Origin of the sequence: Streptomyces sp. MMCC 100 (assembly GCF_041538145.2) — a bacterium.
Classification (GTDB): Bacteria; Actinomycetota; Actinomycetes; order Streptomycetales; family Streptomycetaceae; genus Streptomyces.
Map to the genome: position 1 here is coordinate 2451029 of NZ_JBGORK020000001.1, position 14673 is coordinate 2465701.

The window sequence follows — 14673 nt, forward strand, 5'->3', positions numbered from 1 at the left end:
GGGGCCGTTCGGAGGTAGTGGCGGTGGCGTGCGACGATGTGCGGCATGCCGCAGCCACCCCCCGTTCGGAGCACATCCACGCGGCCCGCGCGCCCGGACGCGTCCATGTCATTGCTCACGAACGTCATGGACCACAGCCTCGACGACGGATACGCCGAGGCCGCCGCGCGGAAGAAGGCCGACGGCAGCGGCGGGATGCCCAAGACGCTCCGTGCCAAGCTGGGCCTTGCGGCCGGGCTCGTGCTTGCGGCCCTGGTCGTGACGGTCGGGGCTGCTCAGGCGCGGGTCGCCGCTCCCGCCGTCGCCAAGGAACGTGAGGAGCTCGTCGACCGCATCGAGGGGGAGACCTCGGCGGCCGACAAGCTGGAGAAGAACGTCGACGAGCTGCGCGACGACGTGAACGCGCGCCGGCGCGAGGCGCTGGAGAAGAGCGGCGAGGGCGACCGGTCCGACCTGGTGGGAACCCTGGCGGGCGCGGTCGAGGTGCACGGTCCGGGTGTGAAGCTCGTGGTCAACGACGCCAAGGACGTGGGCACCGGGGCCGACGGGAAACCGCGCGGCACCTCCGGCTTCTCCGACACGGGCCGGGTACGGGACCGGGACATGCAGCGCGTGGTCAACGGGCTGTGGGAGTCGGGCGCCGAGGCGATCTCCATCAACGGACAGCGTCTGACGGCGCTGTCGGCGATCAGGGCCGCGGGTGACGCGATACTGGTCGACAACAGGCCGCTGGTGCCGCCGTACACGGTGCTCGCGGTGGGGGACGGCGAGCGGCTGAGCACCGCGTTCCAGGACAGCGCCGACGGGCTGTACCTGCATGCGCTGCAGGAGAGCTACGGCATCCGGACCGCCATCTCCGTCGCGGACGACCTCAAGCTGCCGGCCGCACCGAGTCTGATCGTACGTACAGCACAGCCGATAACCGAGAAGGGCACATCGTGATCGCCGTACTGGGCCTCGTCGTGGGAGTCGTGGCCGGATTGCTGGTCCGGCCCGAGGTGCCGGCGGCCGTGGAGCCGTATCTCCCGATCGCCGTCGTGGCGGCGCTGGACGCCGTCTTCGGTGGTCTGCGGGCCATGCTCGACGGCATCTTCGACGACAAGGTCTTCGTGGTGTCGTTCCTGTCGAACGTGGTCGTCGCCGCACTGATCGTGTTCCTGGGCGACAAGTTGGGCGTCGGCGCCCAGCTGTCCACCGGTGTCGTGGTGGTCCTCGGCATCCGCATCTTCTCCAACGCCGCGGCGATCCGACGCCACGTCTTCCGGGCGTGAGGCCGATGAGCGAGCACGACGAGCAGGGCGCGAACCGGCTGCGCAAGGAGCTGCCCGAGGAAGTGGCGCCTGCGGAGAACCCGGACGCGGACGCCCGGACGGTCGACCCGCCGCAGGGCACGCAGCAGGAGCGGAACGGGCTGACCGGCAGGCAGCGGCTTCTGAAGGGGCTGTGGCCGCCGCGCCTCACGCGGGCCCAACTCATCGTCGCTCTGCTCCTGTTCGGGCTCGGCTTCGGTCTCGCGGTCCAGGTGGCGTCCAACAGTGACAGCGACAGCGCGCTGCGTGGCGCCCGCCAGGAGGATCTGGTCCGCATCCTCGATGAACTGGACGACCGTACTCAGCGTCTTGAAGACGAGAAGCAGGGCCTCGAGAAACAGCGCGACGAGCTGGAGAACAGCTCCGACCAGGCGGAGGAGGCCCGCAAGCAGACGCTCGAGAAGGAGCGGCAACTGGGCATCCTCGCGGGCACCGTGGCCGCGCAGGGGCCCGGCATCACGGTGACCATCGAGGACACGAAGGGGACGGTCGAGGCGGACATGCTGCTCGACGCGATCCAGGAGCTGCGCGCGGCGGGTGCGGAGGCGATCCAGGTGAACGGCGTACGGGTCGTCGCCGGCACGTATCTCGCCGACTCCGACAACTCCGTCAGCGTCGACGGGAACAAGATCAATGCGCCGTATCGTTTCCAGGTCATCGGCAAGCCGCAGGACCTCGAACCGGCTCTCAACATTCCTGGAGGAGTGGTGCAGACTCTGGAGAAGGAACAGGCCACCGTTACTGTTGAGCGGTCGAGCAAGATCGTCGTGGACGCCTTGCGAGCGGCGAAGCGGCCTGACTACGCTCGGTCGTCCTCCTAGTGAACCGGCGGTGCATGGGGGGCGTCCGGCGAGGGCATGAGGTTGCGGGGGGTCGGCGCACCGATTGGGTGGTGCGTGGTGGAAACTGTCTGGTGGAGACGGACGTTGTGAAGGTGTCCGGGTCGGTCAGTGCGTTCAATAAGGGTTCGTCCTGCCCCACGGGCGGGTCTGTTTCGGTCAAGGGGAATCGCCCGTGAAGTTGTTTGCGAAGTTGTTCGGCAAGAGCGCGCGAGAGGGCAGCAGCGACAACGCGACCGCTCGCCATCGCGCACAGCCCGACGCGGAGGGCTCACGCCCGATGTTCCGGGACCAGGTGGGTGGTCCGGGCGCGCCGTCTGTTGACCCTGCTCAGTCCGGCGGCATAGGTTTCGGCCAGCCCTCGGCCTCGGGTACGGGTGGAGGGTTGAACCCCGACCCGTACGCGTCGAACGCCCCGGCGGGGCAGCCGCGGCAGGAGGATCCGTCCATGTCGGCCCTGGTGTGTACGAGGTGCGGCAACCGCAACGCGGAGAACAGCCGCTTCTGCTCCAACTGCGGCGCTCCGCTGCGGGCCGGCGCGGTCCCGGAGCGCGCGTCCGAGACGACCTCCACGATCTCCATCTCCGGCCTGGAGGCCTACGACGCCGAGGTCACCGGCCAGACGGCGATGCCGGCGCTCTCTCCCGAGGCGCAGGCGGCCGTCGACGCGCTGCCGCTGGGCTCCGCGCTCCTGGTCGTACGCCGGGGTCCCAACTCGGGCAGCCGCTTCCTGCTGGACGGCGAGCTGACCACCGCCGGGCGTCATCCGCAGAGCGACATCTTCCTGGACGACGTGACGGTCTCGCGTCGGCACGTGGAGTTCCGTCGCAGCCCGGACGGTTCGTTCACGGTCGCCGACGTCGGCAGCCTGAACGGTACGTACGTCAACCGGGAGCGCATCGACCAGGTCGCCCTGTCGAACGGTGACGAGGTGCAGATCGGCAAGTACCGGCTGGTGTTCTACGCGAGCCAGCGGGGTTACTGACCCGCCCCCCGGGCCGCACGCCCGGGGAACCTCCAGGGAAGGTCCATGTTTCAAACACCGAGCGGCGGCGCCGGGCAAGGCGCCGCCGCCACGGACAGTGGGCTGATGAGCATCGGCGCGGTGCTGAACGCGCTGCGTGACGAGTTCCCCGACATCACCATCTCCAAGATCCGTTTCCTGGAGTCGGAGGGTCTCGTCGAGCCGCGGCGGACCCCGGCCGGGTATCGCAAGTTCAGCGCGCACGACGTCGAGCGCCTCGGCGAGGTGCTGCGCATGCAGCGGGACCACTATCTGCCGCTCAAGGTGATCCGCGAGCATCTGGACGCCGTGGAGCGCGGTGAGGCCGTGGCGCTGCCGAGGGTCGGCCGGCAGCGGGAGGGGGAGGCGGCCGTACCGGAGCCCGCCGAGAGCCCGACGGTGGCCAGGATCGGGCGGGACGAGCTTCTCGCCACGGCCGGGATCGGCGACCAGGAGCTGAAGGAGTGGGAGTCGTACGGACTCCTCGTCCCGCTGGCCGACGGGGCGTACGACGCCGAGGCGGTCACCGTGGCGTCGCTGGTGGTGCAGCTGGGGCGGTTCGGGATCGAGCCGCGGCACCTGCGGGTGATGAAGGCGGCCGCCGACCGGGAGGCCGGTCTCGTGGACCAGGTGGTGGCCCCGCTGAAGCGGCACCGCAACCCCCAGACCAGGGCACACGCGGAAGCCCGCACCAAGGAGCTGGCGGGCCTGGCGGTGAAGCTGCACGCGGCGCTCGTGCAGACCGCTCTGGGCGTGCGGCTGCCCTGAAACGGGCGGGACCGAGGATCCTGATCGCCCACCCGATCCAGACCCGGATCGCCCACCCGATCCCGGCCCGACTACCCAAACGTCCCGGGCACGGCCTAGGGTTGCTGTGTGAACGAGCTCGATGTCGTAGGTGTCCGGGTCGAGATGCCCTCCAACCAGCCGATCGTGCTGCTGCGCGAGGTGGGCGGCGACCGTTACCTTCCCATCTGGATCGGACCGGGGGAGGCGACGGCGATCGCCTTCGCCCAGCAGGGCATGGCTCCCGCGCGGCCGCTGACCCACGACCTGTTCAAGGACGTGCTGGAGGCCGTCGGCCAGGAGCTCACGGAAGTGCGCATCACCGACCTGCGCGACGGGGTCTTCTACGCCGAGCTGGTCTTCGCGAGCGGGGTGGAGGTCAGTGCCAGGCCGTCCGACGCCATAGCGCTGGCCCTGCGCACCGGTACGCCGATCTACGGCAGCGACACGGTCCTCGACGACGCCGGCATCGCCATCCCGGACGAGCAGGAGGACGAGGTGGAGAAGTTCCGCGAGTTCCTCGACCAGATCTCGCCCGAGGACTTCGGAAGCAGCAACCAGTGACGCATGCGGCCGGGGGCGGTTCAGGGCCGGGCGCGGCCCTGTCCGGGCACATCCGGCTAGCCTTTCCCGGGATCGGGCACGGGAAACCACTCGTAGGGTGATTATCACTCGGCGTGCCGAGTGTGGCGATCGTTGACGCACCCTTGGTGACTGCCTACCTTCGAGGAGGCACGTCAAGGACGGAGGTCGGCGTGAGAATCAGCGGCGACGGTACGGTTGGGGGTGGCCCCGGGCACAGCCTCGGGGCAGGCGGTCCGTACCCTCCCCCGGGCTCCCGGCTTCGCGCAGGCGCGGGCCACGCCCGGCACGGTGGCGCGGCCGATCCCGGTCCGCAGCGACCGGCAGCCGTGGCGACCAGCGGAGGGGCGACGTCCATGGCGTCCGAGCAGATCGGCTATCGCGGGCCGACGGCCTGTGCGGCCGCCGGCATCACCTACCGGCAACTCGACTACTGGGCCCGCACGGGCCTCGTCGAGCCCAGCGTGCGGCCCGCGCACGGGTCCGGAACGCAGCGGCTGTACAGCTTCCGCGACGTGGTCGTGCTGAAGATCGTCAAGCGCTTCCTCGACACCGGAGTGTCACTGCAGAACATCCGCACCACCGTCCAGCACCTGCGGGAGCGCGGCTTTCGCGACCTGGAGCGGATGACGCTGATGAGCGACGGCGCGACCGTCTACGAGTGCACTTCTCCCGACGAGGTGCACGCCCTGCTCCAGGGCGGCCAGGGCGTCTTCGGGATCGCCGTCGGCGTGGTGTGGCGTGACGTGGAGAGCGCGCTGTCCCAGCTGCACGGGGAGCGGATCGACACGGGGGAGACGCTGGTCGGGCACAATCCTGCCGACGAGCTGGCCCGGCGGCGGAACAACAGGGCGGTCTGAACCCCGACGCGGCCCCGGGTGTCCTCCCGCCGGTGGTGGCGCGACGCGCCCCGGGTGTCCTCCCGCCGGTGGTGGCGGCATTGTCAGTGGCGTAGGGCAGCATCGGAGATGTGAGAACCGCGCCCACGATCCTGCATCTCGACATGGATGCCTTCTTCGCCTCGGTGGAGCAGGCGTCCAAGCCGAGTCTGCGCGGGAAGGCCGTGGTCGTGGGCGGCCTCGGACCGCGCGGCGTGGTCGCCACCTGCTCGTACGAGGCGCGGGTGTTCGGGGTGCACTCCGCGATGCCCATGGGCCAGGCACGTCGGCTCGCGCCCCACGCCGCCTACCTCGTTCCGCGCTTCGAGCTCTACCGGTCGATCAGCGAGCAGGTCATGCGGCTGCTGCGGGAGCTGTCGCCCCTGGTGGAGCCGTTGAGCCTGGACGAGGCCTTCGTGGACCTGGAGGCCGGCCAAGCGGCCTGGGACGCGGAGTCGGCGCGGCTGGCCGGGGCGAAGCTGCGCACGGACATCCGCGCCGTCACCGGCCTCACCGGCTCCGTCGGGCTCGCCGCCTCCAAGATGCTCGCCAAGATCGGCTCGGAGGAGGCCAAGCCCGACGGACTCGTGCTCATCCCGCCGGGGACGGAGCGGGCCATGCTGGAGCCGATGACCGTGCGGACGCTGCCCGGGGTGGGGCCGGCCACGGGAGACCACCTGCGCCGGGCGGGGATCACCACGGTCGGCGAGATCGCCGAGGCCGGCGAGGACGAGCTGGTACGGCTGCTGGGCAAGGCGCACGGCCACGCGCTGTACGCCATGGCGCTGGCGCGTGACGAGCGGCCGGTGGTCGCCGAGCGGGAGACCAAGTCCGTGTCGGTCGAGGACACCTACGACGTGGACATCCACGACCGGGTGCGGGTCGGTGTCGAGGTGGGGCGGCTGGCGGACCGCTGCGTGCGTCGGCTGCGCGCCTCCGGTCTGTCCGGGCGGACGATCGTGCTCAAGGTGCGCAGATACGACTTCTCCACGCTGACGCGCTCGGAGACGCTGCGCGGACCCACCGACGACCCCGCGGTGGTGCGGGAGGCCGCCGCCAGACTGCTGGACTCGGTGGACACCACGGGCGGCGTGCGGCTGCTCGGGGTGGGCGTCAGCGGTCTCGCCGACTACACGCAGGAGGACCTGTTCGCACAAGCGGCGGGGGATCGTCCCGAGGTACCGGCCGAGGAGCCCGAGACCGGGCCCGTCGAGGAGCACAGCCCCTCGCCCGCCGAGCGCCGGTGGCCGGCGGGGCACGACGTACGGCACGCGGAGCTCGGGCACGGGTGGGTACAGGGCAGCGGCCTCGGGCGCGTCACCGTGCGGTTCGAGACGCCGTACTCCGAGGTCGGCCGGGTGCGGACCTTCCCGGTGGACGACCCGGAGCTGACCCCGGCGGACCCCCTGCCGCTGGTCGCCCCCGCGGTGCGAGGATCCGGTGGAGAACCCGCGGGAGGACCCGCTGGCGGACCCGGTGGGGGCGGGCCCGCGAGACGGGCGGCCGGGTAGCGCGGGCGGCCGGGTATTGCGGGCGGTGCGGCAGCTGTCGTCGTCAGCTGTCGTCGTTGCCCTTGCCGGCCAGCTTGCCGAAGTCGCGGTCGGGGGGCGGGGGAGCGGCCGCCACGTCCAGGCCGTAGTGGTGGTAGAGCTGGAGTTCCTGTTCCGGCGAGAGGTGACGGCCGACGCCGAAGTCGGGCGCCTCCTTGATCAGGGACCGGTCGAAGGGCACGCGCAGGGTGCCGTCGACCAGCTCGCTGGGCTCCAGGGGGACGAAGGCGTCCCTGCTGAAGAGGCCGGTCCGTATCGCCGCCCACTCGGGGACGCCGGTGGCATCGTCGAGGTACACCTCGTCCACGGTGCCGATCCTGGTGCCGTCGCGGTCGAACGCCTTGCGGCCGATCAGGTTCCGCGGATCGATGTCAGTACGCACGGGGCCCTCCACTTGATCGCACCACTGGGCCGCACTGGGGTCGCACACCAGCCGCCTAATCATCCGTAAGTACTACAAAAGAGCACATGTGGCGGGTCGGCCACTCGAAGTTCGCGCGAGTGCCTCGCTGGTACGCTGGCAAACGGCTGCTGACCCCGCGCGGGAGAGTTCTCCGGACACCGCCGGAGACGCCGAAGGAGCAAATCCTCCCCGGAATCTCTCAGGCTCACGTACCGCACGGACGAGGTCACTCTGGAAAGCAGGGCGGGTGTCGACGGCTTCCGCTCTCACCGACGGTGAAAGCCGGAAGGGCCCACGGGCTCGTCCGGTGAAGCTCTCAGGTTGAGATGACAGAGGGGGAGGCCGTCCGGGTACCCGCGCCGTGGTGCCCCTCGAAGGTCGTCAGACCAGGAGGCCTCCGCAATGACCGCCCATCGCACTCCGCTCTCCGAACTCGAACAGGCCATGCCGTTCGAGCAGCGCCACATCGGCCCCGACCACGAGGCCAGGGCCAAGATGCTCGCGCAGGTCGGTTACGGTTCGCTCGACGAACTGACGGCCGCCGCGGTGCCGGATGTGATCAAGAACGCCGACCGGCTCGACCTGCCGGGCGGGCGCTCCGAGGCCGAGGTGCTGGCCGAGCTGCGCTCCCTGGTCGACCGCAACCAGGTCCTCGACTCCATGATCGGCCTCGGCTACTACGGCACCTTCACCCCGCCGGTCATCCTGCGCAACGTCATGGAGAACCCGTCCTGGTACACGGCGTACACGCCGTACCAGCCGGAGATCTCCCAGGGCCGGCTCGAGGCCCTGCTGAACTTCCAGACGATGGTCGCCGAGCTGACCGGGCTGCCCACCTCCGGTGCCTCGCTGCTCGACGAGGGCACCGCCGCCGCCGAGGCGATGGCGCTCTCCCGGCGCATGGGCAAGAACAAGAAGGGCCTGTTCCTGGTCGACGCGGACGCCCTGCCGCAGACCGTCGCCGTGATACAGACCCGCGCCGAGCCGACCGGCGTCGAGGTGGTCGTCGCCGACCTGAGCGAGGGCATCCCGGCCGAGGTCGCCGAGCGGGAGATCAACGGCGTCCTGATCCAGTACCCGGGCGCTTCCGGGGCCGTACGCGACATCAAGCCGGTGATCGACCGGGCGCACGAGCTCGGCGCGCTCGTCACCGTCGCCGCCGACCTGCTCGCCCTCACGCTGCTCACCTCGCCCGGCGAGCTGGGCGCGGACATCGCCGTGGGCACCACCCAGCGCTTCGGCGTGCCGATGGGCTTCGGCGGGCCGCACGCCGGCTACATGGCCGTGCACGAGAAGTTCGCCCGCAGCCTGCCCGGCCGTCTGGTCGGCGTCTCCGTGGACGCCGACGGCAACAAGGCCTACCGCCTGGCCCTGCAGACCCGCGAGCAGCACATCCGCCGCGAGAAGGCCACCAGCAACATCTGCACCGCGCAGGTGCTGCTCGCCGTCATGGCCGGCATGTACGCCGTCTACCACGGCCCCGAGGGGCTGCGGGCCATCGCCCGGCGCACCCACCGGTACGCCACGATCACCGCTGCCGGCCTCGCCCAGGGCGGCGTCGAGATCGTCCACGGCGCCTACTTCGACACCGTCACCGCGCGGGTGCCCGGCCGGGCCGGCGAGATCGTCCACGCCGCCCGCGAGAACGGCATCAACCTGCGCCTCGTCGACGCCGACCACGTGTCCTTCGCCTGCGACGAGACCACCACGCGCGCCCAGGTCGGCGGCGTGTGGCTGGCCTTCGGCGTCGAGGGCGACGTCGAGGCACTGGACGCGGAGGCCGGGGAGACTCTGCCCGGGGCGCTGCTGCGCACCGACGACTTCCTGACCCATCCCGTCTTCCACCAGCACCGCTCCGAGACCGCGATGCTGCGCTACCTGCGCCGCCTCGCCGACCGGGACTACGCGCTGGACCGCGGCATGATCCCGCTGGGTTCCTGCACCATGAAGCTCAACGCGACCACCGAGATGGAGCCGGTCACCTGGCCCGAGTTCGGCGCGCTGCACCCCTTCGCGCCCGCAGATCAGGCGCAGGGCTACCTGACCCTCATCCGCGAGCTGGAGGAGCGGCTGGCCGAGGTCACCGGGTACGACAAGGTCTCGCTGCAGCCCAACGCCGGGTCGCAGGGCGAGTTCGCGGGCCTGCTCGCCGTACGCGGCTACCACCGGGCCAACGGCGACGAGCAGCGCACCGTCTGCCTCATCCCGTCCTCCGCGCACGGCACCAACGCCGCCAGCGCCGTGATGGCCGGCATGAAGGTCGTCGTCGTCAAGACCGCCGAGGACGGCGAGATCGACGTCGAGGACCTGCGGGCCAAGATCGAGAAGCACCGCGATGAACTGGCCGTGCTGATGATCACGTACCCCTCCACGCACGGCGTGTTCGAGGAGCACGTGGCCGACATCTGCGCCCAGGTGCACGACGCGGGCGGCCAGGTCTACGTGGACGGCGCCAACCTCAACGCCCTGGTCGGCCTCGCCAAGCCCGGCCACTTCGGCGGCGACGTCTCCCACCTGAACCTGCACAAGACCTTCTGCATCCCGCACGGCGGCGGCGGTCCCGGCGTCGGCCCCGTGGGCGTACGGTCGCACCTGGCGCCGTACCTGCCCAACCACCCGCTGCAGCCCACGGCCGGTCCGCAGACGGGTGTCGGCCCGATCTCGGCGGCGCCCTGGGGCTCGGCCGGCATCCTGCCGATCTCCTGGTCGTACGTCCGGCTGATGGGCGGCGAGGGCCTCAAGCGCGCCACGCAGGTGGCCGTGCTGTCCGCCAACTACATCGCCAAGCGCCTGGAGCCGCACTTCCCGGTGCTGTACACCGGCCCGGGCGGTCTCGTCGCGCACGAGTGCATCATCGACCTGCGCCCGCTGACCAAGGCGACCGGCGTGAGCGTCGACGATGTCGCCAAGCGGCTGATCGACTACGGCTTCCACGCGCCGACGATGTCCTTCCCGGTGGCCGGCACGCTGATGATCGAGCCGACCGAGTCCGAGGACCTGGCCGAGCTGGACCGGTTCTGCGAGGCGATGATCGCCATCCGCGCGGAGATCGAGAAGGTCGGCTCCGGCGCCTGGTCCGCCGACGACAACCCGCTGCGCGGCGCCCCGCACACCGCGGGCGCGCTGGGCGGCGAGTGGGACCACGCGTACACGCGCGAGGAGGCCGTCTTCCCGGCCGGTGTGTCCGCCGCCGACAAGTACTGGCCGCCGGTGCGCCGCATCGACCAGGCCTACGGCGACCGGAACCTGGTCTGCTCCTGCCCGCCGCTGGACGCGTACGAGGACTGAGTCCCGCCGCAGAGGTGAGAGAGGCTCCGTCCGGGCTCCCAGGGCCCGGACGGAGCCTCTCGGCGTCTCACACCGTGGCGAGCGACACCTCCGTCGCCTTGACCAGCGCGACGACGGGAACGCCGACGGACAGGGCCAGGTCGTCGGCGGCCTGCCGGGTGATGGCGGCGGTCAGCTCCGCGCCCTCGACGGCGACCGTGACGGAGGCCATCGCGGCGCCGGTGGCGAGGGCGGTGACCGTGCCCGGCAGCCGGTTGCGGATGGACAGGCCGTCGACGCGCCCGGTGGCCAGGGCCACCTCGGTGGACTTCACCAGGGCCCGGACGGTGGTGCCGGGGGCGAGCGCGAGGTCCTCGGCGGACGCCCGGGTGATCGCGGCGGTGAGGTCCTGGCCGCCGGAGAGACGGACCCCGACCGTCGCCATGGCCTCGCCCGGGGTGACGGCGGTGACGGTGCCGGGGAGCTGGTTGCGGATGCTCAGGCTCATGGGGGCACCGTAGCCCGGCGCGGGCGTTACGCCGGGTATGCATGGGTCTGCGTCGCCTTGACCGTCGCCCACACCCGGGCACCCGGATGGAGGCCCAGCTCGGCCGCGGCGACCGTGGTGAGGTCGGCGGCGAGCGGGAGTTCGCCCGTGAGGTCCACGCGGATCTGGTCGCCGTGGCTCTCCAGGCCCGCGACCTCGCAGCGCCACAGGTTGCGGGCGCTGGAGCCGGCGGGACGTTCGCCGTACAGCGTCACGGCGCCCGGCGGGAAGGCCACGAAGACGGGACCGGAGAGATCCTCGGTGGTGGTGATGCCCGGGCCGGTGCCGAGCCGTACGGTGTGCCCCTCGGCCTGCCCCCGGTAGAGGTTCAGGCCGACCAGCTGGGCGATGTAGTCCGTGCGGGGACGGCGGGCGATGTCGGCGGGCCTGCCCTCCTGGACGACCGCGCCGTCCTCGACCACGACCAGCCGGTCGGCCAGCACCATGGCGTCCAGCGGGTCATGCGTGACCAGTACGGCGACGGCCTCGAACTCGGTCAGATGGCGGCGGAGCTGGGCGCGCACCTCCAGCCGGGTCCGGGCGTCGAGGGCCGCCAGCGGCTCGTCCAGCAGGAGCAGCCGGGGGCCGGTGGCCAGGGCGCGCGCGAGGGCGACGCGCTGGGCCTGCCCGCCGGAAAGGCGCCGGGGCTTGGCGCCCGCGTGGGCGGCCAGACCCATGCGGTCCAGCCACGCGGCGGCCCGCGCCCGGGCCTCCGCCCTGCTCGCGCCCCGGCAGCGAGGTCCGAACGCGACGTTGTCGAGGGCGGTCAGGTGCGGGAAGAGCAGATAGTCCTGGAAGACCACACCCACCGGGCGGGACTCCGGCGGCCTGCCGTCCAGCGCGGCGCCGTCCAGGCGCAGGTGACCGCCGGCGAGGGGAGTCAGGCCGGCGAGCGCGCGCAGGGCGGTGGTCTTGCCCGCGCCGTTGGGTCCGAGCAGGGCCACGACCTCGCCGGGCGCGGCGGTGAGGGCGACGTCCAGGCGGAAGGCGCCGCGCTGCACGACGAGCCGGGCGTCGAGGCCGCCGTCGGGTGCGGCGTGGCCGGTGGCTTCTACGGTGGTCGGGTGCTCGGTGTCGGTCATGTCGCCCTCGTGCAGGTCTGTCGGCCGTGCCCGGTGGTTCGCCCAGTGGTCATGATGCCCTGATCCAGCGGTCCCGCAGACCGGCCAGTACCGCGATGGAGACGGCCAGCAGCACCAGGCTGAGGGCGATCGCGGCCGCCGGGTCGTTCTGCAGGGCGAGGTAGACGGCCAGCGGCATGGTCTGGGTCCGGCCGGGGAAGTTGCCCGCGAACGTGATCGTCGCCCCGAACTCGCCCAGCGCCCGCGCCCACGCCAGCACGGCGCCCGCCGCGATGCCCGGCGCGATCAGCGGGAGCGTCACCCGGCGGAACGCGGTGAAGCGGGAGGCGCCCAGGGTGGTGGCGGCCTCCTCGTAGCGTGGGTCGGCGGCGCGCAGGGTGCCCTCCACGCTGATGACCAGGAACGGCATCGCCACGAAGGTCTCCGCGAGGACGACGCCCGTCGTCGTGAACGGCAGCGTGATCCCGAACCACGCGTCCAGCCACTGCCCGATGACGCCGTTGCGCCCGAACGCCAGCAGGAGCGCGACGCCGCCCACCACCGGCGGCAGCACCAGCGGCAGCGTCACCAGCGCGCGGACGAAGCCCCGGCCGGGGAAGTCGGTACGGGCCAGCAGCCAGGCCAGGGGCACGCCGACGACCAGGCTCAGCACGGTCGCCGACGTCGCGCACAGCAGCGACAGCCGCAGGGCCCGCCACACCTCCGGGCTGGTCAGCTGCTCCGGCAGACCGCTCCACGGGGCGCGGACCACCAGGGCGAGCAGGGGCAGCAGCAGAAACGCCAGGCCGATCAGGGCGGGTACCAGCAGGGGGACCGGCACCATGCGTCCCCGGCGGCGGGTACGGCGCGGTCCACCGGCCACAAGGTCTGCCCCGGGTGGCGCGGGCGTCGTTCCGGCGGACTTGGTCACGGCGTGCGGAACCCGGCCCCGGTGAGTACCCGCTGCCCCTCGGCGGACTTCACCAGCTCGATGAAGGCCTTGGCCGCGTCGGTGTTGGGGGCGTCCTTGAGGAGGGTGATCGGGTAGTCGTTGACCGCCTTGGCCGACTCAGGGAAGTCGACGCCGGTCACCTTGTCACCGGCCGCCTTCACGTCGGTCTTGTAGACGACGGCGGCGTCGGCCTCCTTCAGCTCGACCTTGGTGAGGGCGGCCTTGACGTCCTGCTCGTACGAGACCGGGGTGAGCTCGAGACCGCTGGCCTCCAGTGCCTTCTGGGCCGCGGCGCCGCACGGCACGGTCTTGTCGCACAGCACGACCTTGAGGCCGGAGCCGGTGAGGTCCTTCAGGGAGGAGATCTTGTCGGGGTTGCCCGGCAGGGTGGCGATCTCCAACTGGTTGCGCACGAAGGTGGCCGGGGTGCCGGCCGCGGCCCCGGCGTCGGTGACGGTGGCCATCGTCTTCGGGCTGGCGGAGGCGAACACGTCCGCCGGGGCGCCGCCGGTGATGCTGGCGGCGAGGGTGTCGCTGCCGGCGAAGTTGAACGTGACCTCGGTGCCCGGGTGCTGCTTCTCGAAGGTCTCGCCGAGCGTCGTGAAGCTCTCCTTGAGCGAGGCCGCGGCGAAGACGGTGACCTGGCCGGAGACCCCCGCGGAGGAGGACGAGGCGCCGGCGGAGTCCGAGTCCTTGTCCGCGTCCGAGGACGACGAGCACGCGCTCAGGGCCAGCAGTGCGGCGGCCCCCGCACCGGCCATCCGCACGGCACGGCGGATGCGATGGGTCCTGCGCTCGGAACGGGTCATCACGGGCCACTCCCTCTGCGATCTGGGCAGGGGCCGACGGGCTCGGCGGCCGAGCGGACGGTGACCCCCATTGCGCAGATCATACTTCCGCATCTGCGAGGGATAAGTCTCCTGTCGCATCGCATGAGCAAGCATTGGGGAGGAAACGGCTGGCATGTGCGTTCGTACGGCTAAGGCTGTTGTTCGCACGGCTGTCGTCGTGCGGCTGTCGTTCGTGCGGCCGTAGTTCGGGCGGTCATCGGCCGCGTGATTCACGTCCTGTCGATGTGTACATTCGTCGACTTCACCCGGGCCGTGGCCTCCACGCCGACCTCCAGGCCGAGTTCCTCCACCGCCTCCCTGGTCAGCAGGGAGACGAGCCGGTGCGGCCCGGCCTGGATCTCGACCTGGGCCGCGACGTCACCGAGCTTGATCGCGGTGACGATCCCCGGGAACGCGTTGCGGACCGAGGTGTACGGCGTCTCCTCGTCGGCGCCGCCGGCGCGGGCGAGTTCGACCGAGAACGCGGCCAGGTCGCGCCCGTCGACGACGCGCCGCCCGCCCTCGTCGCGACGGGTGGTGATCCGGTCCGCGTCGGCCCAGCGGCGCGCGGTGTCCGGGCTGACGCCGAGCAGCCGCGCCGCCTGGCCGATCGTGTAGGACTGCATGCCGGTCACGATAGGCCGCGTGAGGGGGACGGTGGACGC

Annotated in this window: 15 protein-coding genes and 1 riboswitch; of the genes, 9 read left to right on the forward strand and 6 right to left on the reverse strand. The window is 71.7% G+C overall.

What is annotated here, in order from left to right; translation table 11 throughout:
• Positions 1–36 precede the first annotated feature (36 nt).
• The 8 genes from ABS735_RS11285 (at position 37) to ABS735_RS11320 (ending at position 6909) form a co-directional block, all read left to right on the forward strand.
• Complete coding sequence (locus ABS735_RS11285) at positions 37–942, forward strand: DUF881 domain-containing protein (protein ID WP_373906185.1); 906 nt, start codon at positions 37–39, stop codon at positions 940–942.
• Entirely contained in the window at positions 939–1271 is a 333-nt protein-coding gene (locus ABS735_RS11290) for a small basic family protein (RefSeq protein WP_003977440.1), read from the forward strand. The genes ABS735_RS11285 and ABS735_RS11290 overlap by 4 nt, the downstream gene beginning before the upstream one ends.
• A 5-nt stretch (positions 1272–1276) precedes the next feature.
• Complete coding sequence (locus ABS735_RS11295; RefSeq protein ID WP_373906184.1) at positions 1277–2131, forward strand: DUF881 domain-containing protein; 855 nt, start codon at positions 1277–1279, stop codon at positions 2129–2131.
• Positions 2132–2282: 151 nt separating this feature from the next.
• Positions 2283–3134 carry an FHA domain-containing protein gene (locus ABS735_RS11300; protein ID WP_373906231.1) on the forward strand — a complete coding sequence of 284 codons (852 nt, stop codon included), beginning with the start codon at positions 2283–2285 and terminating at the stop codon, positions 3132–3134.
• Between the two features lie 45 nt (positions 3135–3179).
• Positions 3180–3920 carry a transcriptional regulator FtsR gene (ftsR, locus tag ABS735_RS11305; protein WP_373906183.1) on the forward strand — a complete coding sequence of 247 codons (741 nt, stop codon included), beginning with the start codon at positions 3180–3182 and terminating at the stop codon, positions 3918–3920.
• Between the two features lie 108 nt (positions 3921–4028).
• Positions 4029–4502 carry a bifunctional nuclease family protein gene (locus ABS735_RS11310; RefSeq protein ID WP_052838788.1) on the forward strand — a complete coding sequence of 158 codons (474 nt, stop codon included), beginning with the start codon at positions 4029–4031 and terminating at the stop codon, positions 4500–4502.
• A 191-nt stretch (positions 4503–4693) separates the two neighbouring features.
• Entirely contained in the window at positions 4694–5380 is a 687-nt protein-coding gene (locus ABS735_RS11315) for a MerR family transcriptional regulator (protein WP_373906182.1), read from the forward strand.
• A gap of 110 nt (positions 5381–5490) precedes the next feature.
• Positions 5491–6909 (forward strand): DNA polymerase IV, encoded by a 1419-nt coding sequence (locus tag ABS735_RS11320; protein WP_373906181.1) that lies wholly within the window; start codon positions 5491–5493, stop codon positions 6907–6909.
• A 43-nt stretch (positions 6910–6952) separates the two neighbouring features.
• Here ABS735_RS11320 and ABS735_RS11325 read toward each other — a convergent pair whose 3' ends face one another.
• Positions 6953–7330, reverse strand: a complete 378-nt coding sequence (locus ABS735_RS11325) for a PRC-barrel domain-containing protein (protein ID WP_373906180.1) — start codon at positions 7328–7330, stop codon at positions 6953–6955.
• Positions 7331–7480: 150 nt separating this feature from the next.
• A riboswitch (glycine riboswitch) is annotated at positions 7481–7576 on the forward strand.
• Between the two features lie 177 nt (positions 7577–7753).
• Between ABS735_RS11325 and gcvP the strand changes: the two genes are divergently transcribed.
• On the forward strand, positions 7754–10639 hold the full coding sequence (gene gcvP / locus ABS735_RS11330) for an aminomethyl-transferring glycine dehydrogenase (protein ID WP_373906179.1): 2886 nt from the start codon (positions 7754–7756) through the stop codon (positions 10637–10639).
• Positions 10640–10706: 67 nt separating this feature from the next.
• Here gcvP and ABS735_RS11335 read toward each other — a convergent pair whose 3' ends face one another.
• The 5 genes from ABS735_RS11335 to ABS735_RS11355 form a co-directional block, all read right to left on the reverse strand.
• The gene (locus ABS735_RS11335; protein ID WP_373906178.1) at positions 10707–11126 is read right to left on the reverse strand and encodes a TOBE domain-containing protein; all 420 of its coding nucleotides are present in this window, start codon (positions 11124–11126) and stop codon (positions 10707–10709) included.
• A gap of 26 nt (positions 11127–11152) precedes the next feature.
• Complete coding sequence (locus ABS735_RS11340) at positions 11153–12247, reverse strand: ABC transporter ATP-binding protein (protein ID WP_373906177.1); 1095 nt, start codon at positions 12245–12247, stop codon at positions 11153–11155.
• A 49-nt stretch (positions 12248–12296) separates the two neighbouring features.
• Entirely contained in the window at positions 12297–13070 is a 774-nt protein-coding gene (locus ABS735_RS11345) for an ABC transporter permease (RefSeq protein WP_373906176.1), read from the reverse strand.
• A gap of 83 nt (positions 13071–13153) precedes the next feature.
• Positions 13154–13987 carry a molybdate ABC transporter substrate-binding protein gene (gene modA / locus ABS735_RS11350; protein WP_373906175.1) on the reverse strand — a complete coding sequence of 278 codons (834 nt, stop codon included), beginning with the start codon at positions 13985–13987 and terminating at the stop codon, positions 13154–13156.
• Positions 13988–14238: 251 nt separating this feature from the next.
• Positions 14239–14634 (reverse strand): TOBE domain-containing protein, encoded by a 396-nt coding sequence (locus tag ABS735_RS11355; RefSeq protein ID WP_373906174.1) that lies wholly within the window; start codon positions 14632–14634, stop codon positions 14239–14241.
• Positions 14635–14673 lie beyond the last annotated feature (39 nt).

Bases quoted from the DNA above. Each gene is read 5' to 3' on its own strand.
- ABS735_RS11295 (WP_373906184.1), top strand. From the start codon at position 1,277: ATGAGCGAGCACGACGAGCAGGGCGCGAACCGGCTGCGCAAGGAGCTG.
- ABS735_RS11285 (WP_373906185.1), top strand. From the start codon at position 37: ATGTGCGGCATGCCGCAGCCACCCCCCGTTCGGAGCACATCCACGCGG.
- gcvP (WP_373906179.1), top strand. From the start codon at position 7,754: ATGACCGCCCATCGCACTCCGCTCTCCGAACTCGAACAGGCCATGCCG.
- ABS735_RS11335 (WP_373906178.1), bottom strand. From the start codon at position 11,126: ATGAGCCTGAGCATCCGCAACCAGCTCCCCGGCACCGTCACCGCCGTC.
- modA (WP_373906175.1), bottom strand. From the start codon at position 13,987: ATGACCCGTTCCGAGCGCAGGACCCATCGCATCCGCCGTGCCGTGCGG.
- ftsR (WP_373906183.1), top strand. From the start codon at position 3,180: ATGTTTCAAACACCGAGCGGCGGCGCCGGGCAAGGCGCCGCCGCCACG.
- ABS735_RS11340 (WP_373906177.1), bottom strand. From the start codon at position 12,247: ATGACCGACACCGAGCACCCGACCACCGTAGAAGCCACCGGCCACGCC.
- ABS735_RS11355 (WP_373906174.1), bottom strand. From the start codon at position 14,634: ATGCAGTCCTACACGATCGGCCAGGCGGCGCGGCTGCTCGGCGTCAGC.
- ABS735_RS11345 (WP_373906176.1), bottom strand. From the start codon at position 13,070: ATGGTGCCGGTCCCCCTGCTGGTACCCGCCCTGATCGGCCTGGCGTTT.